The sequence below is a fragment of the Lacrimispora sp. genome (assembly GCF_036758025.1).
Classification (GTDB): Bacteria; Bacillota; Clostridia; order Lachnospirales; family Lachnospiraceae; genus Lacrimispora.
Genome location: NZ_DAIOXM010000001.1, coordinates 192,562 through 216,388, shown reverse-complemented (window position 1 = coordinate 216,388; position 23,827 = coordinate 192,562). Strand labels below are relative to the sequence as shown.

General features: G+C 46.6%; 19 protein-coding genes. 4 read left to right on the top strand and 15 right to left on the bottom strand.

All coding sequences use genetic code 11. The features are described 5' to 3' along the window. Positions 1 to 15: 15 nt before the first annotated feature. The 4 genes from V7M78_RS00930 to rpoB all read right to left on the bottom strand — a co-directional run bounded on the left by V7M78_RS00930 (position 16) and on the right by rpoB (position 9,396). Positions 16 to 849 (bottom strand): carbohydrate ABC transporter permease, encoded by an 834-nt coding sequence (locus tag V7M78_RS00930; protein WP_333645575.1) that lies wholly within the window; start codon positions 847 to 849, stop codon positions 16 to 18. Next, a complete protein-coding gene (locus tag V7M78_RS00925) occupies positions 839 to 1,714 on the bottom strand; it encodes a carbohydrate ABC transporter permease (protein ID WP_333645574.1) in 876 nt (291 codons plus the stop codon). Before V7M78_RS00925 ends, V7M78_RS00930 begins: the two co-directional genes overlap by 11 nt. 146 nt (positions 1,715 to 1,860) lie before the next feature. Next, the gene (gene rpoC, locus V7M78_RS00920) at positions 1,861 to 5,520 is read right to left on the bottom strand and encodes a DNA-directed RNA polymerase subunit beta' (RefSeq protein WP_333645573.1); all 3,660 of its coding nucleotides are present in this window, start codon (positions 5,518 to 5,520) and stop codon (positions 1,861 to 1,863) included. Between the two features lie 18 nt (positions 5,521 to 5,538). Further along, positions 5,539 to 9,396 (bottom strand): DNA-directed RNA polymerase subunit beta, encoded by a 3,858-nt coding sequence (gene rpoB, locus V7M78_RS00915; RefSeq protein WP_333645572.1) that lies wholly within the window; start codon positions 9,394 to 9,396, stop codon positions 5,539 to 5,541. A 241-nt stretch (positions 9,397 to 9,637) separates the two neighbouring features. Between rpoB and V7M78_RS00910 the strand changes: the two genes are divergently transcribed. From V7M78_RS00910 to V7M78_RS00900, 3 genes are all read left to right on the top strand, one after another. Beyond that, complete coding sequence (locus V7M78_RS00910) at positions 9,638 to 10,066, top strand: hypothetical protein (protein WP_333646033.1); 429 nt, start codon at positions 9,638 to 9,640, stop codon at positions 10,064 to 10,066. Positions 10,067 to 10,334: 268 nt separating this feature from the next. Then, positions 10,335 to 10,955 (top strand): superoxide dismutase, encoded by a 621-nt coding sequence (locus V7M78_RS00905; protein ID WP_333645571.1) that lies wholly within the window; start codon positions 10,335 to 10,337, stop codon positions 10,953 to 10,955. A 27-nt stretch (positions 10,956 to 10,982) separates the two neighbouring features. Further along, complete coding sequence (locus V7M78_RS00900; RefSeq protein WP_333645570.1) at positions 10,983 to 11,423, top strand: Dps family protein; 441 nt, start codon at positions 10,983 to 10,985, stop codon at positions 11,421 to 11,423. A 77-nt stretch (positions 11,424 to 11,500) separates the two neighbouring features. Here the strand turns inward: V7M78_RS00900 and V7M78_RS00895 are convergent, their stop codons facing one another. Genes V7M78_RS00895 through V7M78_RS00885 form a run of 3 tightly spaced genes read right to left on the bottom strand, consistent with a single transcriptional unit; the run spans position 11,501 to position 13,852 of the window. After that, positions 11,501 to 11,947, bottom strand: coding sequence for a DUF1934 domain-containing protein (locus tag V7M78_RS00895; protein WP_333645569.1), 447 nt, complete (start codon positions 11,945 to 11,947; stop codon positions 11,501 to 11,503). A 10-nt stretch (positions 11,948 to 11,957) separates the two neighbouring features. Continuing rightward, on the bottom strand, positions 11,958 to 12,776 hold the full coding sequence (gene murI / locus V7M78_RS00890; protein ID WP_333645568.1) for a glutamate racemase: 819 nt from the start codon (positions 12,774 to 12,776) through the stop codon (positions 11,958 to 11,960). Positions 12,777 to 12,793: 17 nt separating this feature from the next. Beyond that, positions 12,794 to 13,852, bottom strand: coding sequence for a D-alanine--D-alanine ligase family protein (locus V7M78_RS00885; RefSeq protein WP_333645567.1), 1,059 nt, complete (start codon positions 13,850 to 13,852; stop codon positions 12,794 to 12,796). 96 nt (positions 13,853 to 13,948) lie between these two features. Between V7M78_RS00885 and spoIIR the strand changes: the two genes are divergently transcribed. After that, positions 13,949 to 14,599 carry a stage II sporulation protein R gene (gene spoIIR / locus V7M78_RS00880; RefSeq protein WP_333645566.1) on the top strand — a complete coding sequence of 217 codons (651 nt, stop codon included), beginning with the start codon at positions 13,949 to 13,951 and terminating at the stop codon, positions 14,597 to 14,599. Here the strand turns inward: spoIIR and V7M78_RS00875 are convergent. The 8 genes from V7M78_RS00875 to ispE form a co-directional block, all read right to left on the bottom strand. After that, positions 14,580 to 15,773 (bottom strand): TolC family protein, encoded by a 1,194-nt coding sequence (locus tag V7M78_RS00875; RefSeq protein ID WP_333645565.1) that lies wholly within the window; start codon positions 15,771 to 15,773, stop codon positions 14,580 to 14,582. The two genes, spoIIR and V7M78_RS00875, sit on opposite strands and share 20 nt — an antisense overlap. 1 nt (position 15,774) lies before the next feature. Continuing rightward, the gene (locus V7M78_RS00870; protein WP_333645564.1) at positions 15,775 to 16,926 is read right to left on the bottom strand and encodes a TolC family protein; all 1,152 of its coding nucleotides are present in this window, start codon (positions 16,924 to 16,926) and stop codon (positions 15,775 to 15,777) included. 95 nt (positions 16,927 to 17,021) lie between these two features. Then, positions 17,022 to 20,069, bottom strand: a complete 3,048-nt coding sequence (locus tag V7M78_RS00865; protein WP_333645563.1) for an efflux RND transporter permease subunit — start codon at positions 20,067 to 20,069, stop codon at positions 17,022 to 17,024. A 12-nt stretch (positions 20,070 to 20,081) separates the two neighbouring features. Continuing rightward, positions 20,082 to 21,233, bottom strand: coding sequence for an efflux RND transporter periplasmic adaptor subunit (locus V7M78_RS00860; protein WP_333645562.1), 1,152 nt, complete (start codon positions 21,231 to 21,233; stop codon positions 20,082 to 20,084). 24 nt (positions 21,234 to 21,257) lie between these two features. Beyond that, on the bottom strand, positions 21,258 to 21,809 hold the full coding sequence (locus V7M78_RS00855) for a TetR/AcrR family transcriptional regulator (protein ID WP_442914604.1): 552 nt from the start codon (positions 21,807 to 21,809) through the stop codon (positions 21,258 to 21,260). A gap of 190 nt (positions 21,810 to 21,999) precedes the next feature. After that, positions 22,000 to 22,191, bottom strand: coding sequence for a hypothetical protein (locus tag V7M78_RS00850; RefSeq protein WP_333645560.1), 192 nt, complete (start codon positions 22,189 to 22,191; stop codon positions 22,000 to 22,002). Positions 22,192 to 22,203: 12 nt separating this feature from the next. After that, on the bottom strand, positions 22,204 to 22,881 hold the full coding sequence (locus V7M78_RS00845; protein ID WP_333645559.1) for a GntR family transcriptional regulator: 678 nt from the start codon (positions 22,879 to 22,881) through the stop codon (positions 22,204 to 22,206). Beyond that, on the bottom strand, positions 22,871 to 23,776 hold the full coding sequence (gene ispE / locus V7M78_RS00840) for a 4-(cytidine 5'-diphospho)-2-C-methyl-D-erythritol kinase (protein ID WP_333645558.1): 906 nt from the start codon (positions 23,774 to 23,776) through the stop codon (positions 22,871 to 22,873). Before ispE ends, V7M78_RS00845 begins: the two co-directional genes overlap by 11 nt. Positions 23,777 to 23,827: the final 51 nt, after the last annotated feature.

Here is a 23,827-nt window from a genome sequence, read left to right as displayed (position 1 = left end):
TTTCTTCCTCTCAATCTATTCTTTTACTCCGCCGGCCGTCATGCCGCCGATGATATATCTCTGCAATGTGATAAATACAAGGATGACCGGAATCATGGAAATCACCGACATGGCAAGAAGGCTGTTCCAGTCCACGGAATATTCTCCCGAGTAGTTTGCCAGGGCAAGCTGGATGGTGTAGCGTTCCTTGCTGTTGATGACCAGCTTAGGCCAGAGATAATCATTCCATCTCCACATAAAGGAAAAAATGCAGAGTACGGAAACCACCGGCTTTGCAAGGGGAAGCATGACCCTCATCAAAATGTTTAATTCCGAAGCCCCATCAATTCTGGCCGCCTCCATATAGGCATCGGGAATTCCCATATAATACTGCCGTACCAGAAACACTGCCGTAGGCGAAGCCACTGCCGGAATGATCAGTCCCCATAAGCTGTTATAAAGGCCTGTAGCCACGATCACCTTAAATATGGGAATCATAATAACCTCCAGAGGGATCATAAGGGTTGCCAGCACCACACCGAAAAGCAGCTTTTCTCCTTTAAAATGGTATTTTGCAAAGGCGTAGCCGGACATAACATTGACCACAACCGTCAGAAGTGTGGCTGTCAGGCTGGTAAATACAGTATTGAAAAAGTAAACTCCAAAGCTTCCTTCCTCCAGCGCCTTTCTGTAATTGTCCAGGCTGGGATTTTTACCAAATAAACTGGGCGGCCAGGAGAACAGCTCTCCCGCATTTTTAAAGGAAGAAGCCATAACCCAGACAATAGGCATGAGAAACAAGAAGATGAGGAACAGCAACAGCATCCATTCTATCCCTTTTAGAAGGCTTTTTTTCATATCAGTCTGCATCCTGTTCCCCTCCCTTGTTTATCTGAAACTGCAAGACAGTAAACAACGCCAGCAGAACAAAGAGAATCATAGTCATGGCACTGGCATAGCCCATCTGGTTCTTTTGAAAGCCTGTCTCCTGAATGGACTGAACCATGAACTTGGTCGCTCCCGCAGGGCCTCCCTGGGTCAGGGCATATACCAGGGGATAGGTTTTAATAATGGTGACTGTGGACAGGACGATAACCAGCAGGCTGGTAGGCTTTAGCAGAGGAAGGGTAATGTAGCGGAACTGGGCAAGCCCCCCTGCGCCGTCGATTCTGGCAGCTTCATAATAAGTCTCAGATATGGCCTTAATGCCGGAAACGAACATGACCATATAGTAACCGGACATGCTCCAGGCAGTGACAAAGATCACCACTCCCATGGCATAATTAGGATTGGTCAGCCATTTCACCGGACTCCTGCCCGCGGCAGTCAGCAGATAGTTGATAACTCCGAAATCCTCTCCCAGAAGGAATCTCCAGGTCAGTCCCACAATAATGCTGGAAATCATGGTAGGCCAGTAAAATACTGCCCTGAAAAAATCATTTCCCTTCCTCTCTCCCGTCAAAAGCATTGCCAGACCCAGGGCTGATGCATAAACGAGAGGAACTGAAATGGCAGTAAAAAGTATTGTCTGAAAAAAAGATTCCCAGAACCCTCTGTCTGACATCAGCTTTACATAGTTTTCAATTCCAATAAACTTCTGCGGATTGACTCCATCCCACTTTGTGAGGGAAATCCATAATCCATTGACAGCCGGAAAAAATAAAAACAGCCCAAATATGATCAGAGTGGGCGCCAGCAGCAGATACGGAAAGATTTTCTGTTCAAAACTTCTCATTCCTCTACCTCCTTTTTTATGATTATAGCATTATCTTTTGAATAAAAATTTTGTTTTTTTGTGCAAATACCACAGAATATTGCCATATGGAATTTTTTGCAAAAAAAGGCCCCGGCAGAATGAAATCTGCCGGGGCCTTTGTCACTTTATTCTTCTATCTCTATTTCATCAATATCCAGAACCTCTTCCGCCTCTTCAAAGGTATCCTCTGACAAAATGATTTCATCATCTTCTGAAAGGATAATCTCCTCTTCTTCCTCGAAAGCTGCATCTGTATTCAGACGAATGGTGCGGTAACGCTTCATGCCGGTACCTGCCGGAATAGGCTTACCGATAATAACATTTTCTTTCAGACCGATCAAATGGTCTACCTTGCCGTTAATAGCGGCTTCGGTCAGAACCTTTGTAGTCTCCTGGAAGGAGGCTGCGGATAAGAAGGAATCTGTAGCCAGGGATGCCTTGGTGATACCAAGCATAACCTGATTTCCTACTGCCGGCTCTTTGCCTTCTGCAAGAAGTGACTCATTTAAATCATTGTAATCCAGAACATCCATGGAGGTTCCAGGAAGGACTTCACTGTCCCCGCCTTCCTCAATTTTGATTTTCTTAAGCATCTGTCTTACAATCATCTCAACGTGCTTATCATTGATTTCTACACCTTGTAAACGGTATACACGCTGTACTTCCTGGATCATATAATCCTGAACTGCACGAACGCCCTTGATCTTTAAGATATCGTGTGGGTTCACACTACCTTCTGTCAGCTCATCACCGGCTTCAAGTACCTGACCATCCTGAACCTTGATTCTGGATCCATAAGGAATCAGATAGGTCTTGGAATTGCCAGTTTCATTCTCAGTAATAATGATTTCACGTTTTTTCTTAGTATCTTTAATGGCTACCACGCCGCCGAACTCTGCGATAATGGCAAGACCCTTTGGCTTACGTGCCTCAAAAAGCTCCTCAACACGGGGAAGACCTTGTGTGATATCGCCACCGGCAACACCGCCGGTATGGAAGGTACGCATGGTCAGCTGGGTTCCTGGCTCACCGATGGACTGAGCAGCGATAATACCAACTGCTTCGCCTACCTGAACCGGCTGGCCAGTCGCCATGTTGGCTCCATAACATTTCGCACAAACACCCATATGTGATTTACAGGTAAGAACATTACGGATCTTTATAGAATCCCGGCCGGTCTTTGCAAGAACCTTCATAACTGCAGCCGCACGCTTTGGAGTACACATGTGGTTTGCTTTTACGATCACTTCACCAGTATCCGGGTCAGTAATGGTTTCTGCTATAAATCTTCCTGTCAGACGCTCTTCCAGGCCTTCAATGGTTTCCTGGCCGTCCATAAATGCCTTGATTTCCATATAAGGAATTTCTTTTCCTTCGCAGCAGTCGATTTCCCGGATGATCATATCCTGGGAAACGTCTACCAGACGTCTGGTCAGATAACCGGAGTCAGCCGTACGAAGGGCTGTATCGGAAAGTCCCTTACGGGCTCCGTGAGCGGAAATAAAGTACTCCAATACGTCAAGACCTTCACGGAAGTTGGACTTAATAGGAAGTTCGATGGTGTGACCGGTTGTATCTGCCATAAGTCCACGCATACCGGCAAGCTGCTTGATCTGCTTATCGGAACCACGGGCTCCGGAATCGGCCATCATGTAGATGTTGTTGTACTTATCCAGTCCTGTCAGCAGGTCATGGGTCAACTGGTCATCGGTTACCTTCCATGTATCAATTACTTCTTTATAACGCTCTTCCTCCGTAATCAAACCACGGCGGAAGTTCTTTGCAATCTGGTCAACCGTTGCTTCTGCATCTGCAATCAGCTTGGGCTTGCTCTCCGGCACTGTCATATCGGAAATGGATACGGTCATGGCAGCTTTGGTAGAGTACTTATAACCAATGGCTTTAATGTCATCTAAGGTTTCGGCAGTCTGAACGGCACCGTGAACGTTAATAACCTTTTCCAGGATCTGCTTTAACTGCTTCTTTCCTACGTGGAAATCCACTTCCATCAAAAACTCATTGCCTGGAATGGAACGGTCTACAAAGCCTAAGTCCTGAGGAACGATCTCATTGAAGATGAAGCGTCCTACTGTGGACTCTACCACTCCGGTTTTCACAGTTCCGTCAGCCATGGTCTTGGTCATTCTGGCTTTGATTCTGGAATGAAGGGTAACTGCCTGGTTTTCATAGGCAAGAATGGCTTCATTTACACTCTTAAATACCATTCCCTCACCCTTTGCTCCCGGTCTTTCCTGAGTCAGGTAATAGATTCCGAGAACCATATCCTGAGACGGAACGGCCACAGGACCGCCGTCAGAAGGCTTTAATAAGTTGTTGGGTGATAACAGAAGGAAACGGCACTCTGCCTGGGCTTCTACGGAAAGGGGCAGATGGACAGCCATCTGGTCTCCGTCAAAGTCGGCATTAAAAGCGGTACAAACCAGAGGATGAAGCTTAATAGCCTTACCTTCAACCAGAATAGGCTCAAATGCCTGAATTCCAAGTCTGTGAAGGGTAGGAGCACGGTTTAACATAACCGGATGCTCTTTGATTACATCCTCAAGCACATCCCAGACCTCAGTCTGAAGGCGCTCTACCATCTTTTTTGCATTCTTTATATTATGAGCGGTTCCGTTGGAAACCAGCTCCTTCATAACAAAGGGCTTAAACAGCTCAATAGCCATTTCTTTCGGAAGACCGCACTGGTAAATCTTAAGTTCAGGTCCTACTACGATAACGGAACGTCCGGAATAATCCACACGCTTTCCTAACAGGTTCTGACGGAAACGTCCCTGTTTTCCCTTTAACATATCAGAAAGGGACTTTAAGGCACGGTTTCCAGGTCCTGTTACAGGTCTTCCCCGTCTGCCGTTGTCAATGAGGGCATCGACAGCTTCCTGAAGCATACGCTTTTCGTTGCGGACGATGATGTCCGGAGCGCCAAGCTCCAACAGGCGGGCAAGACGGTTGTTACGGTTTATAATTCTTCTGTAAAGGTCGTTTAAGTCTGAGGTGGCGAAACGGCCTCCGTCAAGCTGTACCATGGGGCGGATATCCGGAGGAATAACCGGAACCACTGTCATGATCATCCATTCAGGCAGATTGCCGGAACTGCGGAATGCCTCTACAACTTCCAGTCTCTTGATGATTCTGGCCCGTTTCTGTCCGGTGGCATCCTTTAACCCCTTCTTTAACTCTTCAGAGTCCTTTTCTAAATCTATGGAGTGCAGAAGTTCTAAGATGGCTTCTGCTCCCATTCCTACCCGGAAAGAGCCGTGGCCGTATTTCTCCACTTCCTCCCGGTATTCTTTTTCTGATAAAACCTGCTTATACTGCAGACCTGTATTTCCTGCATCAAGCACTACATAAGATGCGAAATACAAAACTTTTTCCAGTGTTCTGGGAGAAATGTCCAGAATCAGACCCATACGGCTGGGAATTCCTTTAAAGTACCAGATATGGGAAACTGGTGCAGCGAGCTGGATATGGCCCATACGTTCCCTGCGGACACTGGCCTTGGTCACTTCCACGCCGCAGCGGTCACAGATAACGCCTTTGTAACGGATTTTCTTATACTTTCCGCAATGGCATTCCCAGTCCTTACTCGGCCCAAAGATTTTTTCACAGAACAGGCCGTCTTTTTCCGGCTTCAATGTCCTGTAGTTGATTGTCTCAGGCTTTTTTACTTCACCGTGGGACCATTCCAGAATTTTCTCCGGAGATGCCAGACCGATCTTGATGGCATCAAATGTCATTGGGTGGTAAGTTTCATTATTTTCAGGCATGAGCGGTTCTCCCTTCTATTATTCTTCGTCAGAGTCTTCAAAATCCGTATCGTCGAGAACACCTGGAGAATCGTCTCCGTCCTCCTCATCTTCCTCTACAGTTACCAGTTCCTGATCCTTGAATTCCTGTTTCTGATAGCCGTAGCTGCCAAAGGATTCCTCGTCCCGGTACTGTTTATCACCTTCGATAATGGATCTCAAATCCGTTTCTTCGTAGTCAGTGCTTTCAGCGATCTGAACCTCTGTGTTGTCATCACGCAGCACCCTTACATCAAGTGCCAGAGACTGAAGCTCCTTTAATAATACCTTAAAGGATTCGGGGATTCCCGGCTCAGGGATGTTCTCACCCTTGATAATAGCCTCATAGGTCTTCACACGTCCTACTACGTCATCGGATTTCACTGTCATGATTTCCTGAAGTGTGTAGGAAGCGCCATAGGCCTCCAGAGCCCAAACCTCCATCTCTCCGAAACGCTGTCCGCCGAACTGGGCTTTACCGCCCAATGGCTGCTGGGTAACCAGAGAATATGGTCCTGTGGAACGGGCATGGATCTTATCGTCAACAAGATGATGCAGTTTCAGATAATGCATGTGTCCGATGGTAACGGCGCTGTCAAAGTACTCGCCGGTACGTCCGTCACGGAGGCGGACTTTACCGTCCCTGTTAATGGGAACGCCCTTCCACAGCTCTCTGTGATCCAGATGCTCTCCAAGGTATTCAATTACCCCAGGGGTTAAGGTGTCGCCATATTTTTCCTGGAAATCCTCCCACGCCATGTTCACGTAGTCGTTTGCCACATCCAGGGTATCCATAATATCAATTTCGTTTGCTCCGTCAAATACCGGTGTGGATATGTTAAATCCAAGGGCTCTTGCAGCAAGGCTCAAATGGATTTCCAGCACCTGACCGATGTTCATACGGGACGGAACACCTAATGGATTCAGTACAATATCAAGGGGACGGCCGTTTGGAAGGAATGGCATATCCTCTACCGGAAGCACGCGGGAAACAACACCCTTGTTACCGTGACGTCCGGCCATCTTATCGCCTACAGAGATCTTTCTCTTCTGGGCAATGTAAATGCGGACAGTCTGGTTCACACCCGGTGAAAGCTCGTCGCCGTTTTCTCTTGTAAATACTTTTGCATCCACGATGATTCCGTAAGCACCGTGAGGCACTTTTAAGGAAGTATCACGGACTTCTCTGGCCTTCTCACCGAAGATGGCGCGCAGCAATCTCTCTTCTGCGGTCAGCTCGGTTTCTCCCTTTGGAGTCACCTTTCCAACCAGAATATCTCCGGCACGGACTTCCGCACCGATTCTGATGATTCCTCTTTCGTCAAGATCCTTTAAAGCATCCTCGCCTACGCCCGGAACGTCTCTGGTGATCTCTTCCGGCCCTAACTTGGTGTCACGGGCTTCTGCCTCGTATTCCTCAATATGGACAGAGGTGTAAACGTCTTCCTGAACGAGACGCTCACTTAAGAGAACCGCATCCTCGTAGTTATAGCCTTCCCAGGTCATAAAGCCGATCAGAGGATTCTTTCCAAGGGCGATCTCGCCGTTTTGTGTGGAAGGACCGTCTGCAATGACTTCTCCCTTTTCCACGTGGTCACCTTTGTATACCACTGGCTTCTGGTTGTAGCAGTTGGACTGGTTGCTTCTCTTGAACTTGGTCAGACGGTAAACATCTCTTCTGCCGTCGGAATCTCTCTTAATGATGATCTCATTGGAAGCGGAGCGCTCTACCACACCGGACTCTCTGGCAACCATACACACACCGGAGTCTACCGCTGCCTTGGCTTCCATACCTGTTCCTACGGCCGGAGCCTCTGTAGTCAACAGGGGAACTGCCTGACGCTGCATGTTGGAACCCATGAGGGCACGGTTTGCATCGTCATTTTCCAGGAAGGGGATCATGGCCGTTGCAACGGAAAATACCATCTTGGGAGATACGTCCATGAGATCGATGTTCTTTCTCTGGAATTCGGAAGTCTCCTCACGGAAACGTCCGGAAATATTTTTATGGATGAAGTGGCCCTCGTCATCTAACGGCTCATTAGCCTGGGCAACTACATAATTATCTTCTTCATCAGCGGTCAAATAAACCACTTCTTCGGTAACGATAGGATTCTGGACATCTGTCTTATCCACCACCCGGTAAGGAGCCTCTACGAATCCATACTGGTTCACTCTCGCATAAGTAGCGAGGGAGTTGATCAGACCGATGTTAGGACCTTCAGGAGTCTCGATAGGACACATACGCCCATAATGGGTGTAGTGAACGTCTCGAACCTCAAATCCGGCACGGTCTCTGGAAAGACCACCAGGTCCCAATGCAGAAAGACGGCGCTTATGGGTCAGCTCTGCCAGAGGATTGTTCTGATCCATGAACTGGGAAAGCTGGGAGCTTCCGAAGAATTCCTTTACTGCTGCGGTAACCGGCTTAATGTTGATCAAGGACTGAGGCGTAATGCCGTCCATATCCTGTGTTGTCATTCTTTCACGAACCACACGCTCCATTCTGGAAAGACCGATGCGGTACTGATTCTGCAAAAGCTCGCCTACAGCACGGATTCTTCTGTTTCCAAGGTGGTCGATGTCATCGGCATTTCCCACTTCTTCTTCCAGATGCATGTTGTAGTTGATGGAAGCTAAAATATCCTGCTTTGTAATATGTTTAGGAATCAGCTCGTTGACATTCTTGCGAATGGCAGCTTTCAGCTCTTCTTCGTCATTTCCAGCTTCTGTCAGAATTTTTTCAAGGACTGGGTAGAATACTAATTCTGTAACTCCTGCTTCCTTAGGATCAAAGGTTACAAAGGAAGATAAATCTACCATTAAATTGGAAAGAACCTTCTGCTTGCGCTCTACTCCCTCCAGCCACACGAAAGGAACAGCCGCATTCTGAATGTCAGTTGCAAGCTGCTTGTCTACAGTCGTTCCAGCCTCTGCCAGGATTTCGCCGGTTCTGGTATCCACCACTTCTTCAGCCAGCACGTGGCCTGTGATGCGGTTTTTGAAATGAAGCTTTTTATTGAATTTATATCTTCCAACCTTTGCAAGATCGTATCTTCTGGGGTCGAAGAACATACTATTTAACAGACTTTCAGCACTATCAACAGATAAAGGTTCACCTGGGCGTATTTTCTTATATAACTCCAGCAAACCATCCTGGTAATTGTCGGAGGTATCCTTGCCGAAGCTGGCCAGCAGCTTGGGTTCTTCACCAAAGAGTTCAATTATCTCTGCATTGGTGCCAAGGCCAAGGGCACGGATGAGTACGGTTACGGGAACCTTTCTGGTTCTGTCAACACGTACATAGAAAATATCGTTGGAGTCGGTTTCGTACTCCAGCCACGCGCCGCGGTTTGGAATTACTGTACAAGCATAAAGCTCTTTTCCTACCTTGTCGTGTTCAATACCATAATAAATACCTGGGGAACGTACCAACTGGCTTACAATAACTCGCTCGGCGCCGTTTATCACGAAGGAACCGGTATCTGTCATAAGCGGAAGATCACCCATGAAGATCTCATGTTCATTAATTTCATCTTTATCTTTATTGCAAAGCCTTACCTTTACCTTTAAAGGAGCTGCGTAGGTGGCATCTCTTTCTTTGCATTCTTCGATTGTATACTTGATATCATCCTTACATAATGTAAAGTCGACAAATTCAAGACTCAAGTGACCAGCAAAGTCTGCGATGGGAGAGATGTCTTCAAAAACTTCCTTCAACCCTTCATCAAGGAACCACTGATAGGAATTCTTCTGAATTTCAATCAGGTTCGGCATCTCAAGCACTTCTTTTTGTCTTGAGAAACTCATTCTCAGGCTCTTACCGGCTGGGACCGGACGCATTCTGCTTTTCTCCATTGACGTTTCACCCCTGTTTTCTTTCTAATCATTTCTGTTTTTGGGCATAAATGTGCCTTTAAGGCACACAAAGCCACAATAGTGCACATTCCATAATATCATAGCACTGTCAAGGTGTCAAGCATTTTTTACTTGAATTTTCCAGACATATGTGTTATACTATTGCGGATAGACATATTTTTCTTAAATCTTATAAAACGAACTATTGGAGGTATTCCCGGTGAGCGTATTTTTAAACGTAATGATAGTGATTCTTTTCATTGCAGTGGTGGCTATGGCAGCCCTTTATTTCTTCGGAAGAAGGCTGGAAAAGCGTCAGGTGGAGCAGCAGCAGGCATTGGAGGCTGCGGCGCAGACCGTATCCATGCTGGTAATTGACAAGAAAAAGATGAAGATTAAGGATGCTGGGCTTCCCAAGGTCGTATATGAGCAGACTCCCTGGTATATGCGCCGTACAAGCCTTCCCATTGTAAAAGCGAAAATCGGGCCAAAGGTTATGACCCTGATTGCAGACGCAAAAGTTTTTGAAGTGCTTCCGGTTAAGACAGAGGCTAAGGTGGTTATAAGCGGGATCTACATAACCGAGATCAAGAGCCTTCGGGGAAAAGCAATTCCGCCTGCACCGAAAAAGAAGAAATTTATGGACAGGTTTAAAAAAGATAAAAAATAAAACTGCTCTGGATGCCGGAGTGCGATTGCGAATCGCGCTCTGGCATTTTTATTTTTCCTTTATTGAATTTAGCCTTGTAATTATTCACAATATTTAACTATATTTTACAAAAACTCGTTTATTATCCTTCTTTTATCTCAAAAGTTTGAAAACGCTCTTGACATAGCTGTATTCTTAATATATAATCAAGTTACAAGGTTGTTAGTTACAACTAACCTAATATTAAATTGACTACTACATTATATATAGAAGCGAAAGGAGAACTACTATGTTTGAACAAATTAAATTACCTTATGCATATGACGCTTTAGAACCCCACATCGATGCTCTTACCATGGAAACTCATTATTCCAAGCATCATGCAGCTTATACAAAGAATTTAAATGACGCGGCCCAGAAGGCTGGCCTTGAGGGCAAAGAAATTACTTCTATCCTCTCCTCTTTGGAAAGCATTTCCGATGAAGCTTTAAGAAAAGCAATCCGCAACAACGGCGGCGGTTTTTATAACCACAACCTTTATTTTTCCACCATGAGCCCTGACGGAGGCGGAGAACCTTCCGGCATTCTTAAGGCGGAACTGGATCAAGCCTTTGGAAGCTTTTCCGCTTTTCAGGATCAGCTAAGCGGACTGGCTGCCGGACAGTTTGGCTCAGGCTGGGGCTGGCTCTCTGTCAGCAAAGAAGGAAAGCTGGTTCTTTCCTCCAGTCCTAACCAGGACAATCCTTTTATGGAAGGAAAGGGAAATATCCCGATTCTGGGCATTGATGTATGGGAGCATGCATATTATCTGAAATATAAGAACCTGAGGGCAGATTATATCAAGGCTTTCTTTCAGGTTGTTGACTGGAAAGCAGTTGCCGATAATTATGAAAAGGCATTAAGCAGATAGAAAAAGAAAGAGAGGAATAAAAGCATTATGAGCAAAAACTTATCCGACAAACTCAATGAATACCTTGCAAATCAGCAGGTTATGTACATCAAGCTCCACAACCTGCACTGGTATGTGAAGGGCCGCGGCTTCTTTACACTCCATGCCAAGCTGGAAGAGCTTTATGACCAGACAGCCCAGATTATTGACGACGTAGCCGAAAGGCTTCTGGCTCTGGGGGGCTCTCCGGTAGCCAACTTAAAGAAAGCGCTGGAACTGACTTCCGTAAAGGAACGGGAAGATGGACCTATTTCTTCCGATGAAACCATTAAGAGTCTGATCTCTGATGTGGATTACTGGATTCACGATACGAAAGAAATTGTGGAACTGGCTGAGGAAAATAACGATGGGGCCACTGCAGATCAGTTCAACGGCTATCTGACAGAGTATCAGAAGCTGATGTGGATGCTGAAATCTTACATGGAATGAGTTTTAAATAGATAAAATAAAAGTACCGCCTCGCAGTGAAGGTCTTGCTGCGAGGCGGTTTTGGTTATATATCTTTTTTAATTTACAAGGCGGATATCTGCTGTTGCCTTAGAATGAATATCAAGGACAATGCTGCATTGTGATACATGCTGGTAGTTAATATCCAGAGAATATTCCACCCGCACATTCAAATGGTCCTCATCCTCCTGGATGTGGATGTCATTGGTGTTGATTCCAACCATAAGCTCTCCCAGGGGAGTGGCATAGCAGGACATATTTTTTTTGTCTTTTTCAAATATCATGTGGGTGCTGAAGCTTCCCCTCTTAATAATATCCAGGCCTGAGGGACGGATCTTAATGGTGTTTTTTGTTACGCCTTCTCCATCCTCTTGAATCTCCTCATATAAAATGTAGTGGTTCCCGTTTTTTATGAAGTAATCACCGGATGTGATCAGTTCCACTCCATTTTTGTCCTCTTCTGCAACCTGCATTCCGCTGATGCTGATCAGAACGTCTCTCGTCATAGTAGCTCCTCTAAAATTCCTCAATATTAATCTGCTTTGTCTCCGTCACTCTTCCGGGAAGGATAGACGCCGCAAAATTGGTAAACTTTTCTGCCAGGTCACTGACATAAAAACGGTATTTTTCCTGGTCACTGCCGCAGGACTCACAAAGCAGCCCCTGCTCCTCTAGCACCTGCTTTAACTCCAAAGCGGTCTCATAAGCCGGGTTCACAAGGGTGACCTCCGGTCCCATAAGCCTTCCTACTGTAGAGCGCAAAAGCGGATAATGGGTGCAGCCCAGAATCAGTGTATCAATATATTTGCCTTTTAATTCGCTTAAATACCTGGAAGCAATCTCATCGGTAACGGAATCGTGGAGAAGGCCTTCCTCCACCAAGGGAACCAAAAGGGGGCAGGGCTTTCCGGTAACCTGGATGTCTTCCCTCATTCTCATCATCACTTTGGTATATTCTCCGCTGTTTATGGTTCCCTCTGTTCCGATGATGCCGATTTTCCCGTTCTGGGTGGACTCCACAGCCGTCTTGGCCCCTGCATGGATAACTCCGATGATAGGAATATCGATATCCTTTTCCACTTCCTCCAACGCATAGGCTGTAGCGGTGTTGCAGGCAATAACAATGGCCTTCACATCCTGGGTCATAAGGAAGCGGATAATCTGTCTGGTAAAACGGATTACTGTACTGCGGGATTTATTTCCGTAAGGCACGCGGGCTGTGTCTCCAAAGTATACGATTTTCTCCTCCGGCATCTGCCTCATGATCTCCCTTGCAACCGTAAGGCCTCCTACGCCGGAATCAAAAACTCCGATAGGTGAATTTTTATCTGCCATGGTGTCTCTCCTTACTGTCAGTTTCTATCCTTCGCATGAGTCATCAGGCGGTCCACCAACTGGTCCTTGGTAATTCCCGCAGCTTCCCAAAGCATGGGATACATGCTGATAGCGGTAAATCCGGGCATGGTGTTGATTTCATTAAAGACCACGGTTCCGTCCGCTTTAACAAAAAAGTCCACCCTGGCAAGGCCGAAGCCATCCACTGCCTGAAAGATAGCTTTGGCTGCTTCTCTCACCTTTTCTGAGGCACCTGCCGGCAGGTCTGGGTTGACAACTGTTTTGGACTCTGAGTTATAATACTTGGCATCAAAATCATAGAATTCGGCGGCTGCAAGGATTTCTCCCACGCCGGAGGCTTCTATGGGTGCTCTTCCGCCGCCAAACACAGCGCATTCGATCTCACGTCCCACGATCATCTCTTCCACCAGGATCTTTCTGTCGTGGTTTGCCGCTTCTGTCAGGGCTTCCTCCAGCTCCTTCCGGCTGCCTGCCCGGCTGACTCCTTTGGAGGAACCTGCATTGGAGGGTTTTACAAATACGGGATAGGAAAATTTCTCCTCCACCTTGTTCACAACTTCTTCCATATTCTCTAAATCCCGGCGCATCACCGGCACGTAGTCTGCCTGCTTTACAGAAAGCCGGTCTACAATGATCTTTGTATATAATTTATCCATGGAAACTGCGGAAGCCAGCACGCCGCAGCCCACATAGGGGATTCCTGCCAGTTCCAAAAGTCCCTGGACAGTCCCATCCTCTCCAAACAATCCATGGAGCACTGGGAATACCACATCTACCTTTACCACCTCTGTTTTCGCTCCATCCATGAAAATGACGCCTCCCATGGTGGAATCAGGGGAAAGGATGGCAGAGACACTTCCTTCTCTCCAGGCCCCTGTTTTGATCTCTTCCACGGATTCTGCCTTTACCCATCGGCCTTCTTCTGTAATTCCAATCAGTATTAAATCATACTTTTCTCTATCAATATGGTTAATGACATTGATGACCGACATGCAGGACACAACGTGCTCCGAAGACCGGCCTCCAAATAAAACAACCGCAGTTTTTTTATTCATTTCTATCTCCTCACCAAATTCTTAATCTTTCAGCGTTTATATTATATCACATATGGCTACAATTAGAAATAGAAAAGGAAAAAGGAGAAATGAAATATGAAAGAAAAACGCAATTTGTTTTTATGTATAATATGTTTATTGCTTGCCCTATTGCTGACCCTGGCAGAGGAACGGAAAGAAGACCAGGCACTGGCTTCCCGAATCGCCCCGGAAATTCTGCGTTTTCACGTGCTGGCAAACAGTAACAGTACTGAGGATCAGGCCCTTAAATTAAAAGTCCGCACAAGACTTCTCAATTCCATATATGAAGAGCTGGGAGAGGGAGCATCTTTAGAAGATACAAAGGATTATGTGATTTCTCACCGGGAAAATCTGGAGAAGGAAGCATCAAATTACATGAAAAGCCTGGGATACGATTATCCTGCACATATGGAACTGACTGACGCTTATTTTCCTGCCAAGACCTATGGGGATATGGTATTTCCCCAGGGAAACTATCAGGCTGTCCGGGTAAAAATAGGCAAAGGAAAAGGACGCAACTGGTGGTGCGTCCTCTATCCTCCCCTTTGTTTTGTTGATTCCTCTTATGCAGTAGTCCCTGATGAATCTAAGGAAATCCTCCGGGAGTCTGTGGGAGAATCCGATTATCAAAAGCTGAGCCGGGAAAAGGTGAAAATTAATCTTCGTTTTAAAACTGCTGAATTGTTTTCCAAAAAATCATCGGCTACTATTCAGACGGTTGAATAATGCCATTTATAGCCCACTGGTAGGTGTCGTAAGCCTGATACAGGCTGTTGTAAGCGCTCTGCTTTGTCCCTTCTGCCTGAAGCAGGGCCATCTGGGACTGGAGGTAGTCAACACGGCTCATCATGCCAAGCTGAAAGGCTCTTTCTGATTTTCCATTGATGAGCACCGCCTTTTCGTAAGAGGTGCCGGAGGCCTCGTAAGCTGCTTTTGCCTGCATCACCGCCTGATATAAGGACTGCATACGGATGGTGACCTCCTGGGTCGCCTGGGAGACTTCCGCCTCTTTGGTTTCTATTCCTGTTGTGGTTCTGTCCGACTTGGCCCGGCGCAGGTCGATGAGATTATAATTGTTTCCAATGGCCTTTTGGGTGTCCCCTTCCAAGTCAAGGGAAGAGAATACAGCTAAATCACTTTGAGGAATCTGGCCGATCTGAGGCATTGAATCTGCGGAATACCCAGTCATCACCCCCAGCATCCTTCCTAAGCTGTCTATGGTGTTTTCAAGCTGTGTCAGGCTGGATCTGGCAGACAGAACTTCTTTTTCAGCCGCCAGCACATCTGCCTCTGTGGCCATAGCCTGCTGGAATCTCAGCTTTTGCGCTTCATAAGCAGCTGTATTGGCTTCCAGCAGCTTTTGAAGGAGAGAGCGGTTGGCTTGGGCGCTGTTATATCCAATCATCATTTGATTCACAGCAGCAGTCAAGTTTTTGACGACCCGGTCACTTCCCGCATTAATGGCTTTCTTGGCTTTCGTCACATTCGGCTTCATCTCATCAGCCATTTTGCTGTACGCTTTCGCGGTCTGTGTCAAGGTCATATATTCCACCATGCCGGAAACGCTGTCGGCTCCGCCGGAATCTCTTAAATTCTTGGCCTGGTTATTCAAATCTTTTACATGAATTCTCATTTCATCGTAAACTTTCTGCACCCCGTCTACGGAGGCTAATCCGGAGGCTAATCCTGCTTTTAAATCAGGATTAAAATATCTTACAAGATTTGAAACCTCATCAAATTCTATGGTCTGATCATTTAGGCGGTTCCATACTTCCTCAGATACGCCTTCGGGAATGGACTGCATGGCTTCTCCCGGTCCTAATGCACCATAGGCTGTCAGGGCAGGTGAAAATGCCAGGGAGACGGACAGGCAGAGGCAGAGAAAACTGTTTTTCTTCATACTACATTCCTCCTGCCGAAGCCAGACCCTTTACTCCGTTTTCATAAGTCTGCACCGCCTGGAACAAGGCCAATTCTGCAGTTTTAATTCCTGTGTTCTTGGAGTTATACGTGTTTTTCTGTTTTAAATAATCCAGTCTGCTCATCATACCGATGTCAAACTTTCTCTGAGCGGTTCCCATGTTTTTGCTTTCCAGTTCAAACTCTGCGGCTGCCTGCTCATAGGCGGCCTTTGCCTGGAGTACGGCCTGGTAATTCTTCACCATATCGGCATTGATGTTCTGCACGTTGCTTTCAATGGTACGGCCTAAGCTTTCTATGGTCACACCGGAGATGGAATTTCCCTGTTTTCTTTTATTGATTTTTAAGGTGTAGTTATTTTCAAGGGCTGCTGCCTTATCCTGCTCTAAGTTCATGGCGGCGATCTGATCCATGTTCACTGCAGGAATCTGCCTGATCTCCGGCATGTCATTGTATTTCCAGCCCAGCATGACACAAAGGGTCTGTCTGGTCTGGTCAATGGAAGCGGTCAGCTTGTCAATGCCTGCCTGGGCGTTCTGGACATTTTCCAGGGCTGTCAGCACATCCACCTGGGTTGCCATGCCTGCGCTCTGCCTCAAAACTGTGGAATCATAAACTGCCTTTAATAGTTCCAGGCTGTCTTTTGCCCCTTCCAACTCATAATTTTGTTGGAAGTATGCGATCATAGAGGACTGGGCTGAGGCCACCAAATTGGCTTCCTGCTGGTCATAGGTCAGCTGATATACCTGTAAATCCTCTACGTTATTATCGGCACTGATCTCTGCATTTCTGGCAGCCATCTCGTTGCCTGCATCTGTAATGGCATCGTCACCTGTCACTTCACTCCACTTTTGATCAGCAGCATCACGATATGCCTGGGCATACTGGTCGCTGGTGATCATATCATCCTTCTTCTTATCACTAATATCAAGCTGGTTCTTTCGGACGGTCACGTTGTATTCACGGATCAGGCCGGCCAGCTCATCGTATTCCATCACATTGTCCCTAAGCCTTGCCCACTCCTCGGGGGTTCTGGCAAATTCCGGACTTCCGGCCCAGGCTGTGGCCGCCGGTCCGGAAACAGTCAGCACGGCTGCAAGACAACATGCACAAATCTGTTTCCATTTTCTCATCCTGAATCCTCCTTATTTGAATTTCATTTTACCATATTTTATCAAATTTACAAAATCCACTTTCTTCCAAACCTTTGGGCCAGAACCCGGATTGTTTAATCCGGGTCCGGGTCTATATTCTTTTCCGACTTTCCGGTCATAATGGAGTAGTATACCGGAAGGAGAAGAAGGGTCAGAACGGTGGAGGCAGTAAGACCTCCTACGTTAACCAGGGACAGGCCCTGCATAGTTTCTCCTCCGTCTCCCAGTCCCAGTGCCAGAGGTACAATAGAAACAATGGCAATGAGTGTTGTCATGGTAATGGAACGGAAACGGCTCACACCTGCCTGGATTAAGGCTTCCCGTTTCTCCATGGTCAGGCGGTACTGGCTTACGGTTTCTATGTAAAGGATTCCGGATTTTACTACCGTACCTACCAGCATGAGGAAGCCCAGAAGAGACGGCATGTTGATCTTGATTCCCACTGCCACCATGAGCCCGAAGGCACCGATTAAGCTGAAGGGAATGGCTGTCATAACCATGAGGGACAGCTTGGGGGACTCAAACTGAGCCGCCATAACCACAAAGAGCAGGAATATAGCTGTAACAATAGCCATAGCCAGATTGGTAAACTCTTCCATCATGGACTCTTCATCGCTGTTCTTTGACCTTGTGACAGTTTCATCCAGATATGGATTGACAATATCCTCGTCAATGGTCTTTTTCAGCCCCGCTTTATCCTTTTCTGACTTAACTTCTTCTGTAAAGGAGCCTGATATGGTAACTAAATACTGTTTATTCTTTCTGTTGATGGTGGCAGGGCTGTCTTCATAGCTGATATCAGCAATATCCATCAAAGCTACCGAACCGCCTTGCATATTGGGAATTAAAACTCCCTGAACTTTATTAAGCGTACCGTAAAGATCCTTAGGATATTCCACCCTTACGGCGATTTCCTCTCCTGCCACCTCCAGCTTTGTGGCCTCTTTACCGCTGAGCATACCGCTCAATACGGAACCTACGCTGGCTGGAACCACGCCTTCTGCCGCTGCCTTGATGGGATCTACACGGACCTTTAAAACAGGAGCCGCATTTTCAAGATCAGAATGAACCTTAATAAGTCCCTGATGGCCGGAAAGCTCTGTCACCATCTGATCTGAGACCTGCTTCAGCTTATCAAGCTGGGCGCTTTGAAGGATTACTTGAAAATCCTGGACGCCTGTTGTCATGGACATGCTGGAGGTGGATTTTACGGTAATGTTGCAGTCAGGAAGCTGACTCATTTCTTTTTTCCATTTATTTACGACCTGATCGGTAGAAAGCTTTCTGTCGGATTTTAAATATCCGGTTACGGTGGCTGCGCTGTTGCCTATTGAGCTTAAGCCGCCCCCTCCGTAGGTGGTCATATAGGACTCTAAATCCTCTTCTTTGATCATAATGTCTTCCACTTTTTTAAGAATCTGGTCCGCTTCCTCTACCTTAAGTCCCGGCTTTACTTCCACGGAAACGGAAACCGTTCCCTCATCGGTTTCAGGCATCAGCTCAAATCCAAGCCGGCTTGCCAGAATAAAGGAAACTACCAGAAGGAGAACAGATACGATCATAACCAGAGCCCTTCTTTTCAGCAGTCTGGAAACCAGGCGGCTGTACCCTTTTTGAAGAAATCTTATAATCCCTCCCATGGGGGAATTCTGCTTTTCAACAGGACGAAGCTTGGTATAGCACATGGGCACAATGGTCAGTCCTGAAATGGCGGAAGCCAGGGAAGCAAAGATCAGGGTAAAGCCCAAAGGCATGAACAACTGTCCTGATAATCCCTCCAGAACTGCAAGGGGAACGAACACCACGCAGTTTGTGAGGCCGCCTCCTAAGATGGCTGCAAATACCTCTCCGGTTCCGCTTACGGCTGCCTCCATATACGCCTTAAAGCCCTTTCCTTTCTGGGCCCTAAAACAGCTGTCCAGTACAACGATGGAGTCATCCACCATATTTCCCACTGCCAAAACAATACTGCTCATAGTAACCAGATTCATGGAAAAGCCCATGAGGGACATCAGGATCAGGGAAATCAGCATGGACACCGGTATAGAGCTTCCTACAATGAGGGAAGCCTTTAAATCCCCGAAAAACAGGAAGATGATAACCATGGAAATGACAACAGCCGCTATCATGGCGTCTCTTACACTTCCCAAGGCTGATAAAATCTGATCACTGGCATCGTCAATGGTGATAAATTCCACATTGGGATATTCTTTTTTCAAGGTATCAATGGTTTTGTTTACTCCCCTTGAAACATCCACCGCACTGTTTTTCTGCTGCTTGTTGATGGACAGGGTAATGGTATCTTCTCCATTGTAACGTCCAATGGCTGTTTTTTCTTTATAGGATTCGGAAATGTCAGCCACATCTTCTAAATGTATGGTCTTTCCGTTTCCAGCCACCAAAGGAACCTTTTTTAAGCTTTCAATGTTCCCGATCTCTACAGCGGTACTTACGGACAGATTCCGTTTCCCCACTCCTGTGGTTCCTGCAGGATAGGTGAAGTCAGCCGAGGTGATGGCCTGGCTGATGGACTCCATGGTCAATCGGTACTGAGCCATTTTCTCCGGAATGAGCCGGACACTGACGTAGTTTTCCTGGCCTCCGCTGACATCCACTCTGGCTACGGAAGTAATCTTTTCAAATTCCGGCACAATCTTTTCATTTACGTAGTTATATAAATTGGACTGGGTGGAATCCTTGACTGCCAGGGTGACAGAAGGCATATCATTCATGTTAAATTCCATGATGGTTGGTACTTCCACATCATCAGGCAGGTTGACGCTGTCCATCTTTTTCTTCAGTTCAGAATAAGATTTATCCATGTTGGTTCCGTATTCATATTCCATATACACGATGGAGACATTTTCCTGGGAAAAAGAGTAGATGTTTTTCACACCGGACAAGGTTCCTACGGATTCTTCCAAAGGCTTTGTGACCAGGTCATTGATATCCTCCGGACTTGCTCCGGGGTATACGGCCGTGATTAAAAACATGGGGAAATTCATTTCCGGGGTCAGCTCCATCTTGGCGTTGAAAACAGAGGAGAGACCGAATACCAGCAGACACAGGATGGCTAAAACAAGGGTGACAGGCCGCTTTAAAATGCCTTTTATAATTCCCATTCTACCGCCCCCTTACTGTCCGGAACCAGAAGTTTCTGCCCCGGCTTCTTCTGTTTCTGCTGTTTCTGCTGTGTTGTCTGCTGCCTGGGTTTCTTCCCCATTTCCGCCTGCAAGGGTGACCTTTGATCCGTCATACAACTCGCTGGTCCATGTGGTGACCACCTGGTCTTCTGCTGTGATTCCTTCTTTGACCTCTGCATAGTCATCGTCTGCCAGCCCTATGGTCACGGGATTTCTCTTTAAAGCTCCGTCGGCGTATGTATAGATGAAGGACGCTCCGCCTTCATAGTAAACGCTGTCCACTGGAACTGTAAGGACATTTTCCGCCTTCTGGGAAACTACGGAAAGCTTTACGGAGGTTCCTGTAGCCAGTGAATCCCCGCCGGGAACGGAAGCCTTTACTTTAAACAGGCCGCTTGCCGCATCTACCATGGTGCTGACCTCGGTGATGGAGGCATCATAGCTGGTTCCGTTCTTTTCCACCTGAATGCTGTCTCCTGCCTTTAAGCCGCCTACAATGCGCTCAGAAGCGTAAAAGGTGACGCCCTTTCCGCCTTCTCCTGATATGACGCCGAGAACGGTCTGAGGGGATACCATGTCGTGAACCTTCACATTAAAGCTTTCTACCTTTCCTCCTATGGGAGCCGTTACCTGGCTGCTCTCTATCTGGAGGTTGTATCCGATCTTGGCATTTTCATACTGGAGCCGTGCCATTTCCACCTTATCTGCAAGAGACTGGTAATCGGCATCAGCCACATCGCCTGCCGCATGGAGAATGGCCATCCGGTCTAAGTTCTTTTTTGCATCCTCATATGTAATTCTGGCGGTTTCCGCCATGATCCTGGAGCTTTCCACCTGCTTTGTATCAATGACACAAAGAAGCTGCCCTGCAGAAACCATATCTCCTGTCTGGACGTTTACTCCGGTTATCTCGCCTGCCCCAAGGGGGGTGATATAGACGATGCTGGAGGGCTCTATGGTACCGATCAGCTCACTGGACAGCTCTATAGACCGGACCTGAGGCTTCTCTGCACTTACGGCAGGAGGCACTTCAGCCACAAATTCCTCCTTATTTCCTCCCAGAACCTTGGGAAGGATTAAGCCTGCCAGGGCAGCTGTTACCACAACTGCGCCTGCAATGATGAATATTTTTTTCTTTGTCATGACAAACTCCTTCACTTAATCGCATTATAGTTGGCATTTGCAAATTCCATACTGAAGAATTTCTAATTTTTTGCGGAAAACATTCTTAATCTTTTCTTCATCCTCCGGATGGTGGTAATGCCAGCCCATACAGTGAAGCAGTTCCAAAAATATCATGGATATGAGATTTTCAAAGGTTTCCATGGTCTGATCCTTAAAATTGCCTTTGTCCACCGGTTCATACATGCCCTCTAAAAGGGTATACAAACCGCTGTCACAGCTTTGGCGCATTTTGTGGATCTCACCGAACATTTTTTCACTTTCCGAAAGATTTTTCAACATCAGCATATGCTCTTTTGTATTGGTAATGCTGTAATCAAAGAAAGTCTCCGCCGTTTTCCAAAGATCGCCGCTGTTTTTTTCAGCGCATTCTCTCCAGCTTTCCAGCAGCTTTTCTGAGGCATCCTCAAATATGCAGGCCAAGACATCAAACTTATCCTGAAAATAAGTATAAAAGCTGCCTCTTGATATACCTGCCTTTTGAATCATCTTATTGATTGATACCTTTTCGAAGGGCACCCGGATAAATTCTTCCATTGCGGCCTCGCGAATCGTTTTCTTTTTTCCCGGTGGAAGATTATAGAACCGCTCCGTCGGCATTTTTTCACCTCTCTCTGTTTTTTACCCTGTAAATAAACACAGGGTGACAACATGTCACTTATTATAATGACACATTGTCACCCTGTCAACCAGGATTATATTTATTTAATAATTTTTACCATTATGTTTATTTTTTACTGTCCAAAAGCTCCTGCAAGGCTTCATCGCTTTCCTCAATCCAGATATCCTCTTCCCCTTCGTCAAGGCCCAGGAATCTTGCCAGAGTCTGGTCTGTGCTGCTGTTGTTCCACTCTTCAATATAATCATCAATGGCTTCAAATTCCACTTCACCTGCCAGATACTTCTCCTTAAACGTCATAAGCCGTCCTCCTTAAGAATCCCGTTCTTTTATATTCTTTGAAACTGTAATCTCCTGGTTGTCGATATGCTCTCTCATGGCTTCTTTGGCATCCATGACCCGGCCCCGGCGCACTGCCTCTAAGATGTTTTCGTGCTCCGCCACAAGGGCCTGGCGTTTGTCCTTGTCCTTGATGTACTCCAGACGGTAGCGGTACATCTGCTCTCTTAAGTTATTGATCATCTGAACCAGCCTGTCGTTGCAGGTTCCCTTAAAGATTACATCGTGATAAGCTTCGTCGGTTTCCGCAATCTCCATGGCATTGCCCTTTAAAACGGCGTTCCGGAATTCTTCCTGCTTTTTCTCAAGCTCCTCTACGGCCTCCTCATCCATTCTCTGGCAGGCAAGCTCAATGGCAAGCTCCTCCAAAGATCTGCGGACCTCTAATACATCCCTTAAACTTTTCTCAGAAATTCTGGCTACCTCGGCTCCCTTTCTGGGTATCATTAAAACAAGGCCTTCCAGCTCCAGCTTTCGGATGGCTTCCCGGATCGGGGTCCGGCTGACTCCCAGACGGTCGGCAAGCTGAATCTCCATCAGCCTCTCTCCCGGCGCCAGCTCTCCTTTTAAAATAGCCTGCCTTAAAGTATTAAAAACAACATCCCTCAAAGGCAGATATTCATTCATGTTCACCTTTAATTCACTGCTCATTAGCAACCTCCCTGGTATTGTAAAAATTCGTCAGATAAACCTGTTTGGCAAGGGTCTTCCCCTCTCCGTACCTCATGTCCTCATAAGCCTTCTCAGCAGCCTGAGGACTTGTAAAAATGCCGAACACTGTAGGGCCGCTTCCGCTCATAAGGGCGTTCACAGCTCCTGCTTCCTTCATCCGGTCCTTGATCCGTGCGATCACCGGGTATTCCGGTATGGTTACTGTTTCCAGCACATTTCCCAGACGAGCCGACACCTGGTAGATGTCACGGTTTTTGATGGCACTGATCATGCCGTCAATATCCGGGTGATCAGATTCCTTCAGTCCTGCTGCGTTTAAGTTGTCATAGACAAACTTGGTGGAAACATTGACTCCCGGCTTTGCAATCAGTACCTGGCACTGGGGCATATCGGGAAGAGGCGTCAGGATTTCTCCGATTCCTTCGCTTAAAGCAGTTCCCCTCATAATGCAGTAGGGCACATCTGCTCCAATTTTGACTCCCCGCTCCATCAGCTCCTGTCTGGTCAGGCCCAGTTTAAACATCTTGTTAACTCCAAAGAGCACCGAAGCCGCATCGCTGCTTCCCCCTGCCATACCGGCAGAGACAGGAATAAACTTCTTTAAATGAATGCGGATGCCCTGGGTAACATGAAACTCATCCATAAGGAGTTTGGCCGCTTTGTAAACCAGATTATTTTCATTGACAGGCAGGTAAAAGAGATTGGTTACAATCTCAATCCCCGGAGTTTCTTGTAAATAAATATCAATCTTATCATAAAGGCCTACGGTCTGCATGATCATACGAACATCATGATACCCGTCCTCCCTTTTTCTCAAAACATCAAGTCCCAGATTGATCTTTCCATAGGCTTTTAACCCCAGATATCTTATCATAGGCAGGTATTCCTCGCTTCTGTTATTCGGATTGTACTTAATTATTTTTTT

Coding starts and splice junctions, on each gene's coding strand:
- V7M78_RS00875 (WP_333645565.1), bottom strand. CDS start 15,773: ATGAAGAAAAACAGTTTTCTCTGCCTCTGCCTGTCCGTCTCCCTGGCA.
- spoIIR (WP_333645566.1), top strand. CDS start 13,949: ATGAAAGAAAAACGCAATTTGTTTTTATGTATAATATGTTTATTGCTT.
- V7M78_RS00845 (WP_333645559.1), bottom strand. CDS start 22,881: ATGAGCAGTGAATTAAAGGTGAACATGAATGAATATCTGCCTTTGAGG.
- V7M78_RS00860 (WP_333645562.1), bottom strand. CDS start 21,233: ATGACAAAGAAAAAAATATTCATCATTGCAGGCGCAGTTGTGGTAACA.
- rpoB (WP_333645572.1), bottom strand. CDS start 9,396: ATGGAGAAAAGCAGAATGCGTCCGGTCCCAGCCGGTAAGAGCCTGAGA.
- V7M78_RS00910 (WP_333646033.1), top strand. CDS start 9,638: ATGATAGTGATTCTTTTCATTGCAGTGGTGGCTATGGCAGCCCTTTAT.
- V7M78_RS00870 (WP_333645564.1), bottom strand. CDS start 16,926: ATGAGAAAATGGAAACAGATTTGTGCATGTTGTCTTGCAGCCGTGCTG.
- V7M78_RS00895 (WP_333645569.1), bottom strand. CDS start 11,947: ATGACGAGAGACGTTCTGATCAGCATCAGCGGAATGCAGGTTGCAGAA.
- V7M78_RS00855 (WP_442914604.1), bottom strand. CDS start 21,809: ATGGAAGAATTTATCCGGGTGCCCTTCGAAAAGGTATCAATCAATAAG.
- murI (WP_333645568.1), bottom strand. CDS start 12,776: ATGGCAGATAAAAATTCACCTATCGGAGTTTTTGATTCCGGCGTAGGA.
- V7M78_RS00925 (WP_333645574.1), bottom strand. CDS start 1,714: ATGAGAAGTTTTGAACAGAAAATCTTTCCGTATCTGCTGCTGGCGCCC.
- rpoC (WP_333645573.1), bottom strand. CDS start 5,520: ATGCCTGAAAATAATGAAACTTACCACCCAATGACATTTGATGCCATC.
- V7M78_RS00885 (WP_333645567.1), bottom strand. CDS start 13,852: ATGAATAAAAAAACTGCGGTTGTTTTATTTGGAGGCCGGTCTTCGGAG.
- V7M78_RS00900 (WP_333645570.1), top strand. CDS start 10,983: ATGAGCAAAAACTTATCCGACAAACTCAATGAATACCTTGCAAATCAG.
- ispE (WP_333645558.1), bottom strand. CDS start 23,776: ATGATAAGATATCTGGGGTTAAAAGCCTATGGAAAGATCAATCTGGGA.
- V7M78_RS00850 (WP_333645560.1), bottom strand. CDS start 22,191: ATGACGTTTAAGGAGAAGTATCTGGCAGGTGAAGTGGAATTTGAAGCC.
- V7M78_RS00905 (WP_333645571.1), top strand. CDS start 10,335: ATGTTTGAACAAATTAAATTACCTTATGCATATGACGCTTTAGAACCC.
- V7M78_RS00865 (WP_333645563.1), bottom strand. CDS start 20,069: ATGGGAATTATAAAAGGCATTTTAAAGCGGCCTGTCACCCTTGTTTTA.
- V7M78_RS00930 (WP_333645575.1), bottom strand. CDS start 849: ATGCAGACTGATATGAAAAAAAGCCTTCTAAAAGGGATAGAATGGATG.